Consider the following 18,645-nt stretch of genomic DNA (forward strand, 5'->3'; position numbering starts at 1 on the left):
ATGAAAGTGATGAAAGAAAGAGTAGATATATTACTTGTAGAACAAGGCTTGGCCGATACACGTGAAAAAGCGAAGCGTATGGTTATGGCTGGTCTTGTCTACGCGAATGAAGAGAGGTACGAAAAACCGGGTGAAAAAGTGCCGGTCGATCTTGAGTTTACGATCAAAGGAAAAGTTATGCCTTACGTTTCAAGAGGCGGACTTAAACTTGAAAAGGCCTTAAAGGAATTCGATTTACAAATGAACGGAAAAATCCTGCTTGATATCGGATCATCAACTGGAGGGTTCACCGATTGTGCTCTGCAAAATGGTGCCACAATGTCTTATGCACTTGATGTAGGCTATAATCAACTTGCATGGAAGCTTAGGCAGGATGAACGGGTAAAAGTAATGGAACGGACGAATTTCCGTTATGTTACACCCGCCGATCTCGATGGGGAGATGCCAAACTTTGCAAGCATTGATGTTTCTTTCATCTCGCTAACGTTAATTTTACCGGTGTTAAAGACGCTCCTCGTTCCGGAAAGCGACGTCGTTGCTTTAGTTAAACCGCAATTCGAAGCTGGGAAGGATCAAGTGGGTAAAAAGGGGATTGTTCGTGATCCCAAAATCCATAAACAAGTGCTGGATAAGATCATTTCTTTTGCAAAAAAGGAAGGCTACGATATTAAGGATGCTTCCTTCTCACCGATTACCGGCGGCGATGGAAATATTGAATTTTTACTTCATTTATACTGGCAAGGGTCAAAAGACGATGGAGCGATATTGCTTTCGAAAACGGTGGATGACATCGTTAGGGAAGCCCATGCCCAATTTAAAAAAGAATAGCTAGAACTTTTTGTATGGCTCCTTTGGCTGGATGGTTGGCTAAAAGGAGCTTTTTAATTTTAAATGGTCCTGTAATGCACTTGAATCATTTAAGGGGAATACATAAAATAGGTATGAACAAAAAATAGAGTTGTTATGCTTTTTAGAGAAAAAGTTGTACAATTGCATAAAAATCCGATAACATTAATATTAGCCACTTTAGAAAGCGGTCTATTTGCACGTACGGATGATACTTGAAACAATCCCATTTTGGGCAGCTTGCTTAAGTATGATATAAAAGTGATACTCATTAAATGAGCAACAGTTGAGAAGAGGTGCTTCTACTTATGAATAAAGGACAACGACATATAAAAATAAGGGACATTATAACGAATAATGATATAGAAACCCAGGATGAGCTAGTTGAAGAGCTGAAATTAGCTGGATACAATGTAACTCAGGCCACTGTTTCAAGGGATATTAAAGAGCTTCACCTTGTTAAGGTCCCTTTAACTGATGGAAGGTATAAATATAGCCTGCCAGCCGATCAACGTTTCAATCCACTTCAAAAATTAAAGAGAATCCTGGTTGATGCTTTTGTACGCATTGACGCAGCCAATAATTTACTTGTAATGAAGATGCTCCCGGGTAATGCCCAGGCAATCTGTGCATTGATTGATAATTTAAATTGGCAAGAAATACTCGGGACGATCGGCGGCGATGACACTTGTTTAATTATCTGCCGTTCTGAGGAAGATGCAAAGATCATTTCCGGCAAATTCTTGGACATGCTCTAATAATTTTGTGAGGTGACCTAGTTTGTTAACAGAACTATCGATTAGGAATTTTGCGATCATAGACAGCCTGTCCGTTTCATTTGAGAAAGGCTTGACTGTCTTGACCGGAGAAACAGGGGCAGGGAAATCAATTATTATAGATGCCGTTCACCTTTTGGTTGGAGGACGTGGTTCTGCCGAGTTCATACGGCATGGTGAGTCGAAGGCCGAAATAGAAGGATTATTTCAAATTGAAGATGAGAAACACCCGGTCTTTGCCAAGGCAGAAGAGTTTGGCCTGGATATGAATGACGGTATGGCCATTCTTCGTAGGGATATTTCACAGAGCGGCAAAAGCGTTTGCAGGGTAAATGGAAAACTTGTAACGATTGCCATTTTACGCGAGATAGGACGGACATTGATAGATATTCATGGTCAGCATGAACATCAGGAATTAATGGATGAACGGCTCCACCTTCCTCTGCTGGATCAATTCGGCGGAGAAAAAATCGCATCGGCACTTACGGAATACCAAAAGCTATATAAACGTTATGAAACCGCTTCTAAACAATTAAATAGTTTGAGTCAAAATGAACAGCAAATGGTCCATCGCCTTGACTTGATCCAATTTCAATTCGATGAAATCCAAAAAGCTGATTTGAAACTTCGCGAAGATGAAGAATTGATGGAAGAGCGGAAGAAAATTAATAATTTCGAAAAAATTCATGAAGCGCTGCAAACGAGTTACAATGCTTTAAATGGTGAGCAGCATGCAATTGATTGGCTTTCCGTAGCCATGAATAACCTGGAAGAGGCGGCAGGGCTTGATGAAGGTTTAAAAAACAGCTCCGAGACCGTATCAAATAGTTACTTCCTTCTTGAAGAGGCCGTATCGAACATTCGAGATCAATTAGACTCTTTGGATTTTGATACAGAACGTGTTGAATTCATTGAAAGTCGCCTAAATGAAATAAATCAGCTAAAACGTAAATACGGGCGGTCCATCGAGGAAATCCTGGAATATGGTGCAGGCATAGAAGAAGAAGTCGAAAAACTGCAAAATAGGGAAACACACATAGCAAAGCTTGAAAAGGAAATGAAATCAATAAAGGCTGATTTAATTGTTGAAGCAAAGAATTTGTCTGATCTTCGTCAGACATTCGCTCAGCAGTTAACCAAAAAAATCCATCAGGAATTAAAAGATTTATACATGGAAAAGACAATTTTCGAACCCCATTTCCTTCAAACGGCTTATACTTTCGATGAGTTATCAGATAGGGGCATTAATCAATCGGGGCTGGATTCGATGGAATTTTATATTTCCACCAATCCGGGGGAACCGTTAAAACCCCTTTCTAAAATTGCATCGGGTGGAGAGCTGTCGAGGATCATGCTGGCTTTGAAAAGCATTTTTTCCAAGCACCAAGGCATAACGTCGATTATATTTGATGAAGTGGACACGGGTGTGAGCGGACGGGTTGCACAATCGATTGCTGAAAAGATCTATAAAGTGGCAACGGGGTCTCAAGTGCTGTGCATATCCCATTTACCACAGGTGGCAGCTATGGCGGATACCCACCTTTTCATAGCGAAAAATGTAAGGGCTGGACGTACGAATACCTCGGTAAAGCCTCTAATTGAAACTGAAAAAATAAAAGAAATCGGCAGGATGATTTCAGGAGTCGAGATTACGGATTTGACGAAGCAGCATGCCAATGAATTAATTCAGCTGGCCAAAAGGCTGAAGATTACATCTTGATGGGCCAGTAAGAAGATTATTTAAACTTTTATCATAAGCATTCATTGTAAAGCTATCCAAAAACGGATAGCTTTTATTTTGTGCACTTGTTATAAATGACTGTCCTGAGGGCTAAATTAAAGGTGTAGCCATAAAGTTTCAGAGAGCGAGGAGAGTGAATGGATTGAAATTTGTATGGATAAACAGAATCATCGGTGGAATTCTCCTTGTTTCGCTATTAACATTAGGGTTATACCAGCCATCTCGTGAATATTTTTTAATTCCAAATCATCTTGTACTATTTGAAGGAAGTCAATATAGTATTTCCAAATCATTGCCTGTTTCTGCAAAAGCTTCGGGATCCAGTGATGGGATTTCGCTTCATGATGAGCAAACTTCAATTACGCTTGGTGCTGAGAAACCAGGGACGAATGAAGTGTTACTCGATGTAGCAGGCCTGCCTGCCAAAAAGGTCGACATTAGAGTGATAAAAGACTTTAAAGTCATGCCTGGAGGCCAATCCATTGGAGTGAAGCTTAATACTCTTGGGGTGCTCGTAGTAGGTCATCATCTTATTGATACTGCGCAGGGAAAAAAATCACCAGGAGAAAAAGCGAAAATTGAAATAGGTGATATTATTACAGAAATCAATGGTCAGACGATAAAGAAGATGGGGGATGTAACCCCTTTTGTTCAACAGGCAGGTGAAAAGGGTCAGGCGTTGAATTTGGTCATTAACCGAGAGAATAAAGTGCTTCATAGTACCCTTTTACCTTTGAAAGATAAGAATGAAGGAACTTACAAATTAGGTTTGTATATCCGTGATTCAGCAGCCGGCATCGGAACGATGACGTTTTATCACCCGGACTCGAAAAAATATGGGGCATTGGGACATGTCATTTCCGATATGGATACAAAAAAGCCGATTGTTGTAAAGGACGGACAGATCGTTCAATCGACTGTCACGTCCATCGAAAAGGGAAGCAATGGTGATCCGGGAGAAAAATTGGCACGCTTTTCTTCTAATAAAGAAAAAATAGGAAATATCAATCGCAACAGCCCCTTTGGGATCTTTGGGAAATTAAATCAAGATTTTAAAAATGGGATAAATGACAAGGCGCTCCCCATCACCCTTTCCCATGAGGTAAAGGAAGGACCAGCTAAAATCCTGACGGTGGTGGATGGTTCCAAAGTAGAGGAATTCGATGTGGAAATCGTCAGTTCCATACCACAGAAGTTTCCTGCGATTAAAGGAATGGTCTTAAAAGTGACGGATAAAGAATTGCTTCAAAAAACGGGTGGGATCGTTCAGGGAATGAGCGGCAGTCCCATCATACAAAATGGGAAATTAATCGGTGCAGTCACCCATGTATTTGTTAATGATCCTACAAGTGGGTATGGAGTCCATATCGAATGGATGTTAAACGAAGCCGGTATAAATATATATGACAAAGATAATTATGAAAAGGCAAGCTAATGAAACCGGGTATCCTTTTGGATGCCCTTTTTTTATAAAACGCAGGTCATGGGTAGGAATTAAATATGATTTCTTCAAAAAATAGATGTTTTTTTAAAACGATGTGATAAAATGAAAACGAAATGAAGATTTTTCGACAATCGGTTCATTCGAATAGCAAACGAAGTCGAAAACAAGAGATATCCGGAGAATAATATTGAATTCCTTATATTTTTTCAAAAATAAAAGGAATTTAGTTTCCATTGTCGAAAAGTTCAATTACAATAGAATTTAGTCATATAGAAAAAAAGACCAATTGTAGTTGAGGAGGAAATCAAGCGTGAAAAAAATTAAGGTGTGCGTTGTAGATGATAATAGAGAACTTGTTGGCCTTCTGGAAGAATACATTTCTGCACAGGAAGACATGGAAGTAATTGGGGTGGCACATAACGGTCAAGATTGCCTGGGTATGCTTGAAAGCGTTGATCCGGATATATTGATCCTCGATATTATCATGCCTCATTTAGATGGGTTAGGTGTACTTGAAAAACTTCGTGAATTAAAACGGGGTGCTATGCCTAATGTAATTATGCTTACTGCCTTTGGTCAAGAAGATGTCACGAAAAAAGCAGTTGATTTGGGCGCGTCTTATTTTATCCTAAAACCTTTTGATATGGAAAATCTAGCCAATCATATTCGTCAGGTAAGCGGTAAAGGGCAGGCGGTTTTAAAAAATCATAGTCAGTTTAGCTATCGTCCCCAAAATGAACCCAAGCCTAAAAACCTCGATGCCAGCATCACAAGCATTATTCACGAAATTGGAGTGCCTGCACATATCAAGGGCTATTTGTATTTAAGGGAAGCCATATCCATGGTATATAATGATATTGAACTATTGGGATCAATCACCAAAGTTTTATATCCGGATATTGCAAAAAAGTACAATACTACAGCAAGCCGTGTGGAACGTGCCATCCGACATGCGATTGAAGTGGCTTGGAGCCGTGGCAATATAGAATCCATTTCATCCCTTTTCGGTTATACCGTTAGCATGACTAAGGCAAAACCTACAAATTCCGAATTCATTGCTATGGTGGCCGATAAGCTCCGTCTCGAGCATAAAGCATCTTGACAGGGGTAGGGGGAAACGGTTGTTAAGATTCAGGGTAACCATTGACCATATAAAGGCTAGAGCCGCTAAATATAAATAAGAACTCTCCGTCTGGTGGTAAGGGGACAGGAAGAAGTTGCTTTGTGATTTTTTATAATCGGCAACTTCAATTTTTTACGCTGCCGATTAAAAAAAATTAAACGCCTTTTATTTATTGGATTTTGCAGGAAGAATCCAATAAATAAAAGGCGTTTTTGTTTGGTCGAAAAAGCGGGATTCATTATCTGAATCATTAATTTTTTTTTAGGTTAGCGACATATTCGCCGGGGAGTTTCCTAAAAAGCCAAGAATATCTTAACGGATGAAAAGATGGGAAAATTAATCGGCGTCGTTATTGAGGCGGATGGAAAAGTTAGAGCGGCAGTTATCGGGAGTCGTATGGAGGGAAAACGATAATTAATGACAAGGGGTTTGACCGTAATCTTTAAAAAAAGAATTGAATGATACTTTGCCTTTATATAAATCAAAAATAAAGGAACTCGAATCAATAAAGGAATATGAACAAACAAAATGTTGATTGGAGAGGTTGATGGCTCAAATCCTTCAATTGGATGAGAAACGGAAGTCAATCATAGATATGCTTGAATCAAAAGGGGAAGGTGAAATAACGATTGGTCAAATGCCTTTCCGGATACCTGCTGGCAAATCAAAAGTTTGGAAAAGAAATTGAGTTGTTTAACGAAAGGAACCTTCTATGCCGAAAATAATCACCTGCATTTTGAAAGTTTCCGATAAATGATTGATCTAGATGAAAATAATTTGCTGTGTCTGTTCATAAAATTGGGATATAACGATTTTTGGGAGAGGGGGCAGATTTCATCATGACCTTAATCTTTGCACATCGAGGCTCGGCAGGAACACATCCGGAAAATACGATGTCTGCGTTCAAAGAAGCTGCACGTGTAGGGGCGGACGGAATCGAAACGGATGTCCAGCTCTCGAAAGATGGAGAAGTGGTCATCATTCACGATGAAAAGCTCGATCGGACCACGAATGCCTCAGGGTATGTAAAAGACAGGACCTTGATGGAGTTGAAAACACTTAATGCGTCCCCAAACTTTAAGGGGAAATTGGGTAAAGAAAACATTCCGACGCTTGAAGAACTATTTATCTGGCTTAACGACAATCAGCTTTATTGCAATATTGAACTGAAAAACACGCTTTTTCTGTATCCAGGTTTAGAAGAGAAAGTCATACAGCTCACCCGTGCCTACGAAATGGATGAAAGGATTATCCTTTCATCATTCAATCATTACAGTTTGGTTAAATGCCATCAATTGGCACCGGAACTGGAAACGGCACCGCTTTATAGGGATGGTCTGTACATGCCGTGGATATATGCCAAGGCAATAGGCGGGAGCGCAATCCATCCAAATTTCCGGGCTGCCCCTGATTTTGTTATTCAAGCATCGTTGAGCATGGGTGTTGCTGTACGGCCATATACCATCAATGAGGAAGCCGAGATGAAAAGATTATTCAAATTGGGGTGCAGTGCCATCATAACCGATTTTCCTGAGGCAGCCGTACGGGCCAGAGAAGGACTTAAATCGAGATAAAGAAAGAAGGTGCCATAATTACATGGCACCTTCTTTTTTTGTGTTCTTTTTAGTGTTTAAAATTTATTGAACCTGCTTTGGACCTTATTTTGTTTCCGATCTCGATGAAGGACGAAGCCTGCGATAAAGGCTATCCCGGCAATCGCTAAAAGCAGTCCGATTAAAAATTGCAGCCAAAGGACTGGATAGGGAGGCTGTAAAATACCGAACACCATGTCCCTCATTATTTTTATGCCATAGGCAGCGAAGGCCCCGGGTATAAAAAGAATCAAAAAAGCGATTAAACGTTTCATGCTGTCAAATCCCTTCCGAAAATTCCATCTTTTAAAAATGATAATAGATATAAAATATTTGTCAAGTTTCGGGAATCTAGAAAATGACTGGAAGTTGGTGGCTTTTTTTAAAGGATACCAATATGGTAAGATGAGGTGTGGAGTATGAAAAAAATTGCAGGGATAGAAATAATAAATGGGTAATTATTTAAGGGGGATGGCTCATGCAAAAAGTCATGATAGTGGGGGGAGGAGTGGGAGGGACAACCGTGTTGAAACTCCTTTCGGAAAGTGAAGTATTCTCAATTGTTTGTATGGCTGATACAAATGAATCGGCTGAAGGAATGCTTGCTGCAAAAGAGCGAAGGATTCCTACAGTGACTAATTGGAGCAAGGGATTGGATTGGGATTTGGACATCATTTTTGATACGACTGGAGACCCGTCCGTCTATAAAAAGATAAAAAGGGATATGGATGATCAAACGATACTCATTCCTGGAAGTGTTGCCCTCATTATGACTAAGCTGTTTGAAGAGAAAAATCGTTTAATAAATAAATTGGAGAATGCCTCGGCAAAAATGGATTTGATCCTGAATACGACCAGTGAAGGGATGGTGGTGATTGATCATGAGGGATTCATCATCATGTTCAATGATAGTGCGGAACGAGCATCTGACACAAAGCGCGAGGACGTGATTGGCAGACATATCAAGGATCTCTTCCCTTCAACTGGATTAATTCGAGTGATGGAAATGAACAAAAAAGAAGTAAATCAGGAGATCACCCTTACTAATGGGATGGAGCTCATAACGACAAGGATTCCTCTGGTAAATGCCGATAAGGAAATCATAGGGGCTTTTTCCGTGTTTAGGAATAAAACGGAAGCTGTGCAATTGGCCGAGCAGATCACTGATTTAAAAGAGATACAGACGATGCTCCAGGCAATCATTCAATCCAGTGATGAAGCCATATCGGTCGTGGATGATCAAGGGAGGGGACTATTGATCAATCCGGCATATACAAGAATCACTGGCTTAACAAAGAACCAAGTGATTGGTAAGCCGGCTTCCATCGATATTTACGAAGGTGAAAGTATGCATATGAAAGTGCTCCAGACAAAAAAACCTGTTCGGGGTGTCAATATGCGTGTCGGCCCAAAACATAAGGAAGTGATTGTGAATGTAGCTCCAATCATTGTGGACGGGTGCTTGAAAGGCAGTGTTGGCGTCATTCATGATGTATCTGAAATTCAAGCATTGACTCACGAATTGAATCGGGCGAGACAAATTATCCGGACACTGCAGGCTAAATATTCCTTTGATGATATAATAGGAGCTTCCGAAGAGATGAAGCTTCCGATTGAACAGGCGAAATTATCGGCAAGGACACCCGCTACTGTCTTATTGAGAGGGGAATCAGGGACAGGAAAAGAGTTGTTTGCCCACGCCATCCATAATGCGAGCGATAGGAAATTCAATAAATTCGTACGTGTAAATTGCGCGGCCATCTCAGAATCATTACTTGAAAGTGAACTGTTTGGTTATGATGAGGGGGCCTTTACAGGGGCAAGCAGAGGCGGAAAGGTCGGTTTTTTCGAAGAGGCAAATCAAGGGAGTATCTTTTTGGACGAAATTGGTGAATTACCAGCCAACATCCAAGCAAAATTATTACGGGTTTTACAAGAACGGGAAATCATCAGAGTGGGGGGAACAAAGCCGATTCCCATCAATGTCCGTGTCATAGCAGCTACGAATATCAACCTTGAACAGGCAATATCAAGCGGATCATTCAGGGAAGATTTATATTTCAGGCTGAACCGCATGCCCATTTTCATTGCTCCTTTACGAAAGCGAAAAGAAGATTTGAAAGAATTGGCGGAGCATTTAATTCATAAAATCAATCAGGAGTATGGACGGAGCATAGAGGGAATCACTGCAGATGCTATACATAAGATGCAAATCTATAACTGGCCAGGGAATGTGAGGGAACTGGAGAATATTTTAGGACGGGCGATCATTTTCATGAAATTGAACGAGACGATCATTGATATACAGCATATTCCCGATTTTATCGAAGAGGTTCCATTAAAACAGGAGAAATTAATGAGGCCTTCTTCTGGCTACGTATCGGGTAAACCGCTCTCGGAGATAATAGACCAGTATGAAGCCGAAATCATTCAGCAAGCGATCTATACACACAATGGAAATAAAACACTTACAGCAAAAGCGCTGGGGATATCAGTTAGAAATCTGTATTACAAAATGGAAAAATTCGAACTATGAAATTCTTTGCACGTTAAAATTTGCGCACTATGAAAAAAACTGCACGGAATTTTCTGATTTATTTTAATTTGAGTGAGAGTCCACTTCTAACATGAAATTTTTTTAAATTTGTTATAGGCTATAGTAGTCCAACTTATTAACCAGCATCTCCTTTTTTTGGTTAAAAAGGCTCTCACTTTTCAGTTTATTGGCATGTTATTTGCATATTTAAAAGTGAATGGATTTTTCAAGGGAACCATTCCAAATGGGGAAAATATCATGTGTTTAGCGGAATTTATTTAAAATGAACGTAGTAACCAGTAAGAATGAGGAGTAATTTAGCATCCTCATATCTGACACAAACGATTAAAACATCTAGGGAGGATTCCTTTATGGAAATTTTTAAATATCTTGAGAAGTATGATTACGAACAACTGCTATTCTGTCAGGATAAACAATCGGGTTTGAAAGCGATTATTGCCATTCATGATACGACATTGGGACCTGCACTTGGTGGCACAAGGATGTGGACGTATGCTTCTGAAGAAGATGCCATAGAAGACGCTTTAAGGCTTTCGAAAGGAATGACATATAAGAATGCAGCAGCCGGCTTGAATTTAGGCGGGGGAAAAACCGTCATCATCGGCGATCCGCGCAAGGATAAAAATGAAGAAATGTTCCGTGCGTTCGGAAGGTATATCCAAGGGCTGAATGGGCGTTATATAACAGCTGAAGATGTAGGGACGACAGTTGAAGACATGGATCTCATCCACGAGGAAACGGATTTTGTCACTGGGATTTCCCCTGCATTCGGTTCCTCAGGTAACCCTTCCCCTGTAACTGCTTATGGGGTATACCGCGGTATGAAAGCTGCTGCAAAAGAAGCATTCGGCAATGATTCTTTAGAAGGCAAGGTAATTGCAGTCCAAGGCGTCGGGAATGTAGCTTATAACTTATGCCGTCACCTTCATGAGGAGGGCGCTAAACTGATCGTGACTGATATCAATAAAGAAAGCGTGGCCCGTGCAGTTGAATCCTTTGGGGCGACAGCAGTGGATCCAGATGAAATTTATGGGGTTGAATGTGATATCTATGCTCCTTGTGCATTAGGGGCTGTCATAAATGATCAAACAATCAATAAAATCAAGGCGAAAGTCATTGCAGGTGCAGCCAATAATCAATTGAAGGATCCTGTTCATGGCGATCAAATTCATGAAAAAGGTATTATATATGCTCCTGATTATGTAATTAACGCAGGTGGAGTCATAAACGTGGCTGATGAGCTTTTAGGGTATAATCGGGAAAGAGCGCTTAAGAAAGTGGAAACGGTTTATGATACCATTGAACGGGTCATGGAGATTGCAAAACGTGATCAAATTCCAACTTACAAAGCAGCGGACAGGATGGCAGAGGAGCGCATTGCTCGTATGAGGAATTCAAGAAGTCAATTTTTACAAAATGAAAAGCATATCTTGAATGGAAGAAAATGAATGTAGTTATACAAGTTATAGATTCCTGTGTTTTTTTAAAATAAACACAGGAATTTTCAACATGGATAACGTAATAAACATAGTGCAAGTAAAAAGGTGACAATCTGTAATTGTGAGGAGGAGTGGTTTTGGCTGAAGAATTTGACCTCGTTATCCTCGGAGGAGGAACAGGTGGGTATGTGGCAGCAATAAGGGCTGCACAATTAGGATTGAAAACGGCTGTCGTGGAAAAAGGCAAGCTCGGCGGAACGTGTCTACATAAAGGCTGTATCCCTTCAAAAGCACTTTTAAGAAGTGCAGAAGTTTATCAGACTGCAGTGAAGAGCGAGGAATTCGGTATTATTACCGGGGATGTAAAGTTGGATTTCCTTAAGGTACAGGAAAGAAAGAATAAAGTGGTTGATCAACTCTATAAAGGTGTTCAGCACTTGATGAAACAAGGGAAGATAACCGTTTATGAAGGATTAGGACGTATACTTGGTCCATCTATATTTTCACCGATGCCTGGGACAATTTCCGTGGAAATGAATAATGGCAGTGAAAATGAAATGCTTATTCCTCAGAATATTATCATAGCTACCGGTTCGCGTCCGAGGACACTGCCAGGTTTACCAATTGATGGGGAATTGGTCTTAACATCGGATGAAGCCCTAAAGCTTGAGAGCCTGCCAAAATCATTGATTATTGTAGGCGGGGGAGTTATCGGAATTGAATGGGCCTCGATGCTGAATGATTTTGGTGTAGAAGTAACAGTACTTGAATATGCGGATAGAATCATCCCGACTGAAGACCATGATATTTCTAGTGAGATGCTTCGTCTCCTAACTAAAAAAGGCGTCAAATTCGTTACAGGTGCCAAGGTATTGCCTGAAACCCTGAAAACGGATGTTTCAGTAACTATTTCTGCTGAAGTAAATGGATCGGTAGAGGAATTCACAGCTGAAAAAATGCTGGTTTCCGTGGGCAGATCAGCAAATGTTGAAGGGATCGGCCTTGAAAATACGGAAATTGTGAAAGAAAAAGGCTTTATTGAAACCAATGAATTCTTCCAAACGAAGGAAACACATATCTATGCGATCGGTGATTGTATCGGCGGTCTTCAATTGGCTCATGTTGCCTCCCATGAAGGTATTACAGCCGTTGAGCATATGGCAGGCCAAAAACCAGAACGGTTGGATTATTCGCTAATTTCAAAATGTGTGTATTCTAGCCCTGAAGCTGCCAGCGTAGGTTTGACGGAAGAGCAGGCAAACAAGGAAGGCTATGAACTTAAAATTGGGAAATTCCCATTCCGTGCAGTTGGTAAGGCCCTTGTATTCGGGGAAGCAGATGGTTTTGTCAAAATCATTGCAGATAAGAAAACGGATGATATACTTGGCGTTCATATGATCGGACCACATGTTACGGATATGATTTCAGAAGCTGGACTTGCAAAAGTACTTGATGCGACACCTTGGGAGGTAGCCAAGACAATTCATCCACATCCAAGTCTTTCTGAAGCAATCGGCGAGGCGGCGCTTGCTATCGATGGACTTGCCATTCATTCATAAGAATAAGGTCAGGAGGTTTTATGATGGTAGAAAAACGTCATGAACAATTAGGCTTAACTGAGGAAATGGTTTTAGATATGTACAGGACAATGCTTTTGTCCCGCAGGATTGATGAGCGTATGTGGCTTTTAAACCGGTCCGGGAAAATTCCCTTCGTAATTTCCTGCCAGGGGCAAGAAGCTGCACAGGTTGGAGCAGCTTTTGCGCTGGATAGGCAAAAGGATTATGTACTGCCTTATTATCGGGATGTTGGTGTGGTTCTTACCTTCGGAATGACCGCAAAAGACTTGATGCTTTCAGGTTTTGCGAAAGAGGAAGATCCCAATTCCGGGGGACGTCAAATGCCTGGACATTTTGGTCAAAAGGAAAATAGGATCGTCACCGGTTCGTCACCTGTAACGACACAGGTCCCGCATGCAGTTGGAATTGCCCTTGCTGGGAAGATGGAAGGTAAGGATTTAGTAACATTCGTAACGTTTGGGGAAGGTTCATCAAATCAGGGCGATTTTCATGAAGGGGCCAACTTTGCAGGTGTGCATAAGCTACCGGTCATTTTCATGTGTGAAAATAATAAATATGCGATTTCCGTTCCTATTGAGAAACAGCTATCGTGTGAAAATGTTTCCGATAGGGCGATTGGCTATGGGATGCCTGGAATAACGGTGGATGGCAATGACCCATTGGAAGTGTATGCTGCAGTGAAAGAAGCGGCTGACCGTGCACGAAGGGGAGAGGGGCCCTCCCTTGTAGAAACCGTTTCATATAGGCTCACTCCACATTCAAGTGATGATGATGACAGAAGCTACCGGACAGCGGATGAAGTGGCCGAAGCTAAAACAAAGGATTCCATAAAGACATTTGGAGCGTATTTAAAAGAAGTGGGAATCATGGATGAGGATCTTGAGAAACAAATGAATGATGAAGTCATGAAGATAGTCAACGAAGCTACTGATTATGCTGAAAATGCTCCATATCCGAAGGCTGAAAGTGCAATGAATCATGTGTATGCACAAAAGTAAGGGGGTAATAGAATGCCAGTGATTTCTTATATAGATGCTGTAACAATGGCAATGAGGGAAGAGATGGAACGTGATTCCCGTGTATTCGTATTGGGAGAGGATGTTGGAAAAAAAGGTGGGGTCTTTAAAGCGACTCATGGTTTATATGACCAATTCGGTGAAGCCAGGGTCATCGATACACCGCTCGCTGAATCTGCAATTGCAGGAGTGGGAATTGGAGCCGCCATGTATGGGCTTCGGCCGATAGCTGAGATGCAATTTGCTGATTTCATCATGCCTGCCATTAACCAAATTGTTTCAGAGGCAGCCAAGATTAGATACCGTTCCAATAATGACTGGAGCTGTCCTATGGTGATCCGTGCCCCATATGGAGGAGGAATTCATGGAGCTCTTTATCATTCACAATCGGTTGAAGCAATCTTTGCCAATCAGCCGGGTTTGAAAATTGTGATGCCTTCCACTCCGTATGATGTAAAGGGTTTGCTTAAAGCTGCCATTCGCGATGAAGATCCAGTGCTTTTCTTTGAACATAAACGCGCATATCGTTTGATCAAGGGTGAGGTACCCACTGAAGATTATGTACTTCCAATCGGTAAGGCGGATGTGAAAAGGGAAGGGGAGGACATTACTGTCATCTCCTATGGCCTTTGTGTGCATTTTGCCCTTCAGGCAGCAGAAAAATTAGCTGCAGATGGAATCTCTGCACATGTTCTTGACTTGCGCACCGTCTACCCTTTAGATAAAGATGCTATCATAGAAGCGGCATCTAAAACGGGGAAAGTTTTACTGGTTACGGAGGACAATAAAGAAGGAAGCATTATGAGCGAGGTCGCAGCCATCATTGCCGAGCATTGCCTTTTTGATTTGGATGCTCCTGTAAAACGGTTGGCCGGACCTGATGTACCTGCCATGCCATATGCGCCTACGATGGAAAAACATTTTATGGTGAATCCAGATAAGGTGGAAAAAGCCATGAGGGAATTGGCTGAGTATTAATGACTGTTAAGAAGGAGGAACGATTTATGGCTATGGAATTAATGAAGATGCCTCAACTAGGCGAAAGTGTCACAGAGGGAACCATCAGTAAATGGCTTGTAAAGCCTGGGGATCATGTCACGAAATACGACCCGTTAGCTGAAGTGATGACGGATAAAGTAAATGCTGAGGTTCCTTCTTCCTTCACCGGCATCATCAAGGAATTGAAAGCGGATGAGAATCAAACGTTAGCAGTCGGGGAAGTCATTTGCTCGATTGAAGTTGAAACGGTAAAGACGGATAACGATAATGTAGGGCAAGCTGTTTCTCATAGTGTAGAAAAAGTTGATGCACCTGTTACAAGAAATGTACAGCAAGCGGCCGAACCATCAAGGAAAGCTCGCTATTCGCCAGCAGTGTTAAAACTTTCCCAGGAGCATGGAATCGATCTTACAAAAGTGAAAGGAACGGGGAATGAGGGACGGATCACCCGTAAAGATTTACTGAAACTTGTTGAATCAGGGAATCTTCCTAAGGCGGATGAGCCTTCGGCAATGCCCGATTCGGCTCCTGAAGTGCTCGCTCCTGAAGTGCTCGCTCCTCAAGTTGATCGGCAAACCAGCCCAGTAACAAACGTTACGACTGCGGCTGGTGACAAGGAAATACCTGTTACCGGCATCCGTAAGGCAATTGCGTCCAATATGTTGAAAAGTAAGCACGAAATTCCGCATGCTTGGACGATGGTGGAAGTTGACGCAAGCAATATGGTGAAGTTGCGTGATAATCTAAAATCCGACTTTAAACAAAAAGAAGGCTATAATTTAACGTACTTTGCCTTTTTCGTAAAAGCGGTTGCTCAAGCCCTTACGGAATTTCCAGAGCTCAATTCGATGTGGGCAGGCGAAAAAATCATACAAAAGAAAGAAATCAATATATCAATAGCCGTTGCAACTGAAGATGCCTTATTTGTACCGGTAATAAAAAATGCAGATGAAAAATCAATCAAAGGTATTGCAAGGGAGATACAGGAACTCGCATCCAAAGTGAAGGCGGGTAAGTTAAAAGCAGAGGATATGCAAGGTGGCACGTTCACTGTCAATAACACTGGTTCATTCGGTTCTGTCCAATCCATGGGAATCATCAATTATCCACAGGCAGCCATTTTACAAGTTGAAACAATTGTGAAACGGCCAGTGGTCATAAATGACATGATTGCAGTACGGGATATGGTTAATCTCTGTTTATCACTTGATCATCGTGTTTTGGACGGCCTGGTATGTGGACGGTTCCTCGCAAGAGTTAAAGAAATCATCGAAAAGATTTCCAAGGAAAACACTTCCATATACTAAAATGAAGAAAAAGGAAGGACAGTAGGTTCCTTCCTTTTTTTGTACTTCTTTTTAGAAAAACATCGACAAAAATTTTATTTTTGCTATTATTTTATTGAGAGCTGTTCTAGCACAGAACAGGGCTGTACTTTATTTCAAAGAGACGAAAAAGGCTATCAGCTTTCTCTTAGAACTCCTTTGCTGATTTCTATTGGCTTAAATTTCAAGAAAATTATGATAGAATGTTAGTATAATCCAGATCAAATTGATGGGAGGGTGGTTTTCTTATCTGAACTGACTGAGCGTTCGTTCTCCCGAAGAATGGATATGGCGATTGAGGCGGCAGACGATAAGAAAGCGATTACAGATGGAACTGAAAGATGTAAAAAACATAACCTTTCCTAAGCCTTCTTTGGAAGAGTGGAAAGAAGCTGCGGAAGTCAGTTTAAAAGGAAAAAGTATAGAAAAATTAAAAACGAATACATATGAGGGCATCACTTTATATCCACTTTATACAGAAACGGCGGATTCAACGGCAAATGTAGCTGAATTGCCAGGGTTCTTCCCTTATACCCGAGGAACGTTTCCAACGGGTTATTATGAAAAACCTTGGCTGGTCGTTCAACCTGTAAGCGGTGTCACGGCTGAAGAGGCAAATGAAAAGATGAAGGTGTCATTCAAGCGCGGTCAAAATGTCGTGGCATACCCTGCAAGTTTGCTTGCTGAGGGAGCAAGGGCTGAAAAATTGTTTAAAGATATCCCATTAAGGGAAATCCCGGTTTTCATTGACCTTAAGGGAAAACAAAAAGGATTATTCCCGCAATTCAAAGCCGTTGCTGAATCGCAAAATGCCCAATTGACAGGCGTAGTTGCAGAAGATCCCATTGCAGAATGGCTCATTGGCGGTCAGCTGCCAGAGGATACGGATCATTATTTTGCAGACTGGCTTAAGACGATCCAAGATTATCAGAAGGTAGGCCGGGATTTAAAGACAGTCCTGATTAATACGGCAGTCTATCATAATGGAGGAGCGAATGCCGTTCAAGAAATCGCGTACGGATTATCGGCAGCCGTCCAATATCTATTGGAAGGGCAAAAACAAGGGCTTTCCATTTCTTCAGTTTCCGAAAGAATAGTATTTTCGTTTGCAGTCGATTCCAATTACTTCATGTCCATCGCCAAACTGCGGGCTGCCAGGAGGCTTTGGGCAGGTCTTGCTGAAGCCTTCGATACAGCTCCGGATCATTTTAAAATGGCCATACATGCTGTTACTTCCGAATTGACAGAAACGCTATATGACCAGCACGTCAATATTCTTCGGACCACAAACCAAGCTTTTGCTGCAGCTATCGGTGGCATTCAATATCTTCAAATTCATCCATTTACTCATGCAACTGGTGAATCTGATGATTTTTCAGAAAGAATCGCCCGTAACACTCATTTGATTTTAAAAGAGGAAACAAATATCACCACCGTGGTCGATCCTGCTGGCGGTTCTTGGTATGTTGAACAATTAACGGATGAATTGGCTGAAAAGGCTTGGGCGAAATTCCTTGAAATCGATGAAGCCGGGGGGATTTTAGAGCTTATTAAGCAAGGCACCCTGCAGAAAGACATAGTTGAAGTATACCTAGGAAGAGTTCAAAATGCGGCTTTCAGAAAAGATAGTATCATCGGAACGAATGTATATCCGAATCCAGCTGATAAGATTAAAACCCCGACACTGGATAAACATGTGTCATACATGAAAGTTGAGAAGCCGGTTGGCATTACCCCAATTGCCTTGGAACGGGTATCCATTCAGTTCGAACAAATAAGACTGCGCAGTGAAAGTTATAAAGAAATAAATGGAACAGCTCCAACAATCGGTTTGATTAATTTGAAAAACCTTAAATCCTATAAACCCCGTGCAGATTTCGTTAAAAGTCTGGCTGCAGCAGGAGGTATTGAAACAGTAGGTAGTAAGGGGTGTCAAACCATTCAGGAAGCAGTCGATTACGTGGCTTCGACCAATTTCCCTATCTATTGTATTTGCGGCAGTGATGGTGACTACGCGGAATTAGCCCCAATCACAATTAAAGAAATTAAAAAGCAATTCCCTGAAATCAATATTTATTTGGCTGGCAAGCAGCAAGAAGAATTGGAAATCACACTAAGTGAAGCCGGCATGAAAGATTCTATCCATGTTAAAACGAACGTAATAGCGATTTTATTGGAATTATTGCATGAGCTAGGGGTGAACTGAA

15 protein-coding genes are annotated in these 18,645 nt (G+C 41.3%); 14 read left to right on the plus strand and 1 reads right to left on the minus strand.

Going from position 1 to position 18,645, the window contains the following annotated elements; translation table 11 throughout:
* The 7 genes from SB775_RS02065 to SB775_RS02095 all read left to right on the plus strand — a co-directional run bounded on the left by SB775_RS02065 (window position 1) and on the right by SB775_RS02095 (window position 7,504).
* Window positions 1-828, plus strand: coding sequence for a TlyA family RNA methyltransferase (locus SB775_RS02065; protein ID WP_089361483.1), 828 nt, complete (start codon window positions 1-3; stop codon window positions 826-828).
* Between the two features lie 326 nt (window positions 829-1,154).
* On the plus strand, window positions 1,155-1,604 hold the full coding sequence (gene ahrC, locus SB775_RS02070) for a transcriptional regulator AhrC/ArgR (protein WP_061144401.1): 450 nt from the start codon (window positions 1,155-1,157) through the stop codon (window positions 1,602-1,604).
* Window positions 1,605-1,626: 22 nt separating this feature from the next.
* Window positions 1,627-3,342 carry a DNA repair protein RecN gene (gene recN, locus SB775_RS02075; protein WP_061463991.1) on the plus strand — a complete coding sequence of 572 codons (1,716 nt, stop codon included), beginning with the start codon at window positions 1,627-1,629 and terminating at the stop codon, window positions 3,340-3,342.
* Between the two features lie 163 nt (window positions 3,343-3,505).
* A complete protein-coding gene (gene spoIVB, locus SB775_RS02080; protein WP_061463990.1) occupies window positions 3,506-4,798 on the plus strand; it encodes a SpoIVB peptidase in 1,293 nt (430 codons plus the stop codon).
* A gap of 319 nt (window positions 4,799-5,117) precedes the next feature.
* Window positions 5,118-5,909: a sporulation transcription factor Spo0A gene (gene spo0A / locus SB775_RS02085; protein WP_061463989.1), complete on the plus strand. Its 792-nt coding sequence runs from the start codon at window positions 5,118-5,120 to the stop codon at window positions 5,907-5,909.
* Window positions 5,910-6,477: 568 nt separating this feature from the next.
* A complete protein-coding gene (locus SB775_RS02090; RefSeq protein ID WP_410860378.1) occupies window positions 6,478-6,618 on the plus strand; it encodes a hypothetical protein in 141 nt (46 codons plus the stop codon).
* A gap of 151 nt (window positions 6,619-6,769) precedes the next feature.
* The gene (locus SB775_RS02095) at window positions 6,770-7,504 is read left to right on the plus strand and encodes a glycerophosphodiester phosphodiesterase (protein ID WP_317778387.1); all 735 of its coding nucleotides are present in this window, start codon (window positions 6,770-6,772) and stop codon (window positions 7,502-7,504) included.
* Window positions 7,505-7,560: 56 nt separating this feature from the next.
* Here the strand turns inward: SB775_RS02095 and SB775_RS02100 are convergent, their stop codons facing one another.
* Entirely contained in the window at window positions 7,561-7,797 is a 237-nt protein-coding gene (locus SB775_RS02100) for a DUF2627 domain-containing protein (RefSeq protein WP_061463986.1), read from the minus strand.
* Window positions 7,798-8,000: 203 nt separating this feature from the next.
* Between SB775_RS02100 and SB775_RS02105 the strand changes: the two genes are divergently transcribed.
* The 7 genes from SB775_RS02105 (at window position 8,001) to SB775_RS02135 (ending at window position 18,644) form a co-directional block, all read left to right on the plus strand.
* Window positions 8,001-10,058, plus strand: a complete 2,058-nt coding sequence (locus tag SB775_RS02105; protein WP_410860380.1) for a sigma 54-interacting transcriptional regulator — start codon at window positions 8,001-8,003, stop codon at window positions 10,056-10,058.
* Window positions 10,059-10,429: 371 nt separating this feature from the next.
* A complete protein-coding gene (gene bcd / locus SB775_RS02110) occupies window positions 10,430-11,527 on the plus strand; it encodes a branched-chain amino acid dehydrogenase (RefSeq protein ID WP_061463985.1) in 1,098 nt (365 codons plus the stop codon).
* A 128-nt stretch (window positions 11,528-11,655) separates the two neighbouring features.
* A complete protein-coding gene (gene lpdA, locus SB775_RS02115) occupies window positions 11,656-13,077 on the plus strand; it encodes a dihydrolipoyl dehydrogenase (protein WP_125160628.1) in 1,422 nt (473 codons plus the stop codon).
* A 23-nt stretch (window positions 13,078-13,100) separates the two neighbouring features.
* Window positions 13,101-14,096, plus strand: coding sequence for a thiamine pyrophosphate-dependent dehydrogenase E1 component subunit alpha (locus tag SB775_RS02120; RefSeq protein ID WP_061463983.1), 996 nt, complete (start codon window positions 13,101-13,103; stop codon window positions 14,094-14,096).
* 12 nt (window positions 14,097-14,108) lie between these two features.
* Window positions 14,109-15,092 carry an alpha-ketoacid dehydrogenase subunit beta gene (locus SB775_RS02125; protein ID WP_061463982.1) on the plus strand — a complete coding sequence of 328 codons (984 nt, stop codon included), beginning with the start codon at window positions 14,109-14,111 and terminating at the stop codon, window positions 15,090-15,092.
* A 26-nt stretch (window positions 15,093-15,118) separates the two neighbouring features.
* Window positions 15,119-16,420, plus strand: coding sequence for a dihydrolipoamide acetyltransferase family protein (locus tag SB775_RS02130; RefSeq protein WP_410860382.1), 1,302 nt, complete (start codon window positions 15,119-15,121; stop codon window positions 16,418-16,420).
* Window positions 16,421-16,766: 346 nt separating this feature from the next.
* On the plus strand, window positions 16,767-18,644 hold the full coding sequence (locus SB775_RS02135; RefSeq protein ID WP_410860383.1) for a methylmalonyl-CoA mutase family protein: 1,878 nt from the start codon (window positions 16,767-16,769) through the stop codon (window positions 18,642-18,644).
* The last annotated feature ends 1 nt before the right edge of the window (window position 18,645 follow it).

The organism is Peribacillus sp. SIMBA_075 (assembly GCF_046534585.1).

What these genes read in the sequence shown, in the direction of transcription:
- SB775_RS02100 (WP_061463986.1), bottom strand. Translation starts at nt 7,797, where the DNA reads ATGAAACGTTTAATCGCTTTTTTGATTCTTTTTATACCCGGGGCCTTC.
- SB775_RS02125 (WP_061463982.1), top strand. Translation starts at nt 14,109, where the DNA reads ATGCCAGTGATTTCTTATATAGATGCTGTAACAATGGCAATGAGGGAA.
- SB775_RS02090 (WP_410860378.1), top strand. Translation starts at nt 6,478, where the DNA reads ATGGCTCAAATCCTTCAATTGGATGAGAAACGGAAGTCAATCATAGAT.
- ahrC (WP_061144401.1), top strand. Translation starts at nt 1,155, where the DNA reads ATGAATAAAGGACAACGACATATAAAAATAAGGGACATTATAACGAAT.
- bcd (WP_061463985.1), top strand. Translation starts at nt 10,430, where the DNA reads ATGGAAATTTTTAAATATCTTGAGAAGTATGATTACGAACAACTGCTA.
- SB775_RS02095 (WP_317778387.1), top strand. Translation starts at nt 6,770, where the DNA reads ATGACCTTAATCTTTGCACATCGAGGCTCGGCAGGAACACATCCGGAA.
- SB775_RS02120 (WP_061463983.1), top strand. Translation starts at nt 13,101, where the DNA reads ATGGTAGAAAAACGTCATGAACAATTAGGCTTAACTGAGGAAATGGTT.
- SB775_RS02065 (WP_089361483.1), top strand. Translation starts at nt 1, where the DNA reads ATGAAAGTGATGAAAGAAAGAGTAGATATATTACTTGTAGAACAAGGC.
- SB775_RS02105 (WP_410860380.1), top strand. Translation starts at nt 8,001, where the DNA reads ATGCAAAAAGTCATGATAGTGGGGGGAGGAGTGGGAGGGACAACCGTG.
- SB775_RS02130 (WP_410860382.1), top strand. Translation starts at nt 15,119, where the DNA reads ATGGCTATGGAATTAATGAAGATGCCTCAACTAGGCGAAAGTGTCACA.
- SB775_RS02135 (WP_410860383.1), top strand. Translation starts at nt 16,767, where the DNA reads ATGGAACTGAAAGATGTAAAAAACATAACCTTTCCTAAGCCTTCTTTG.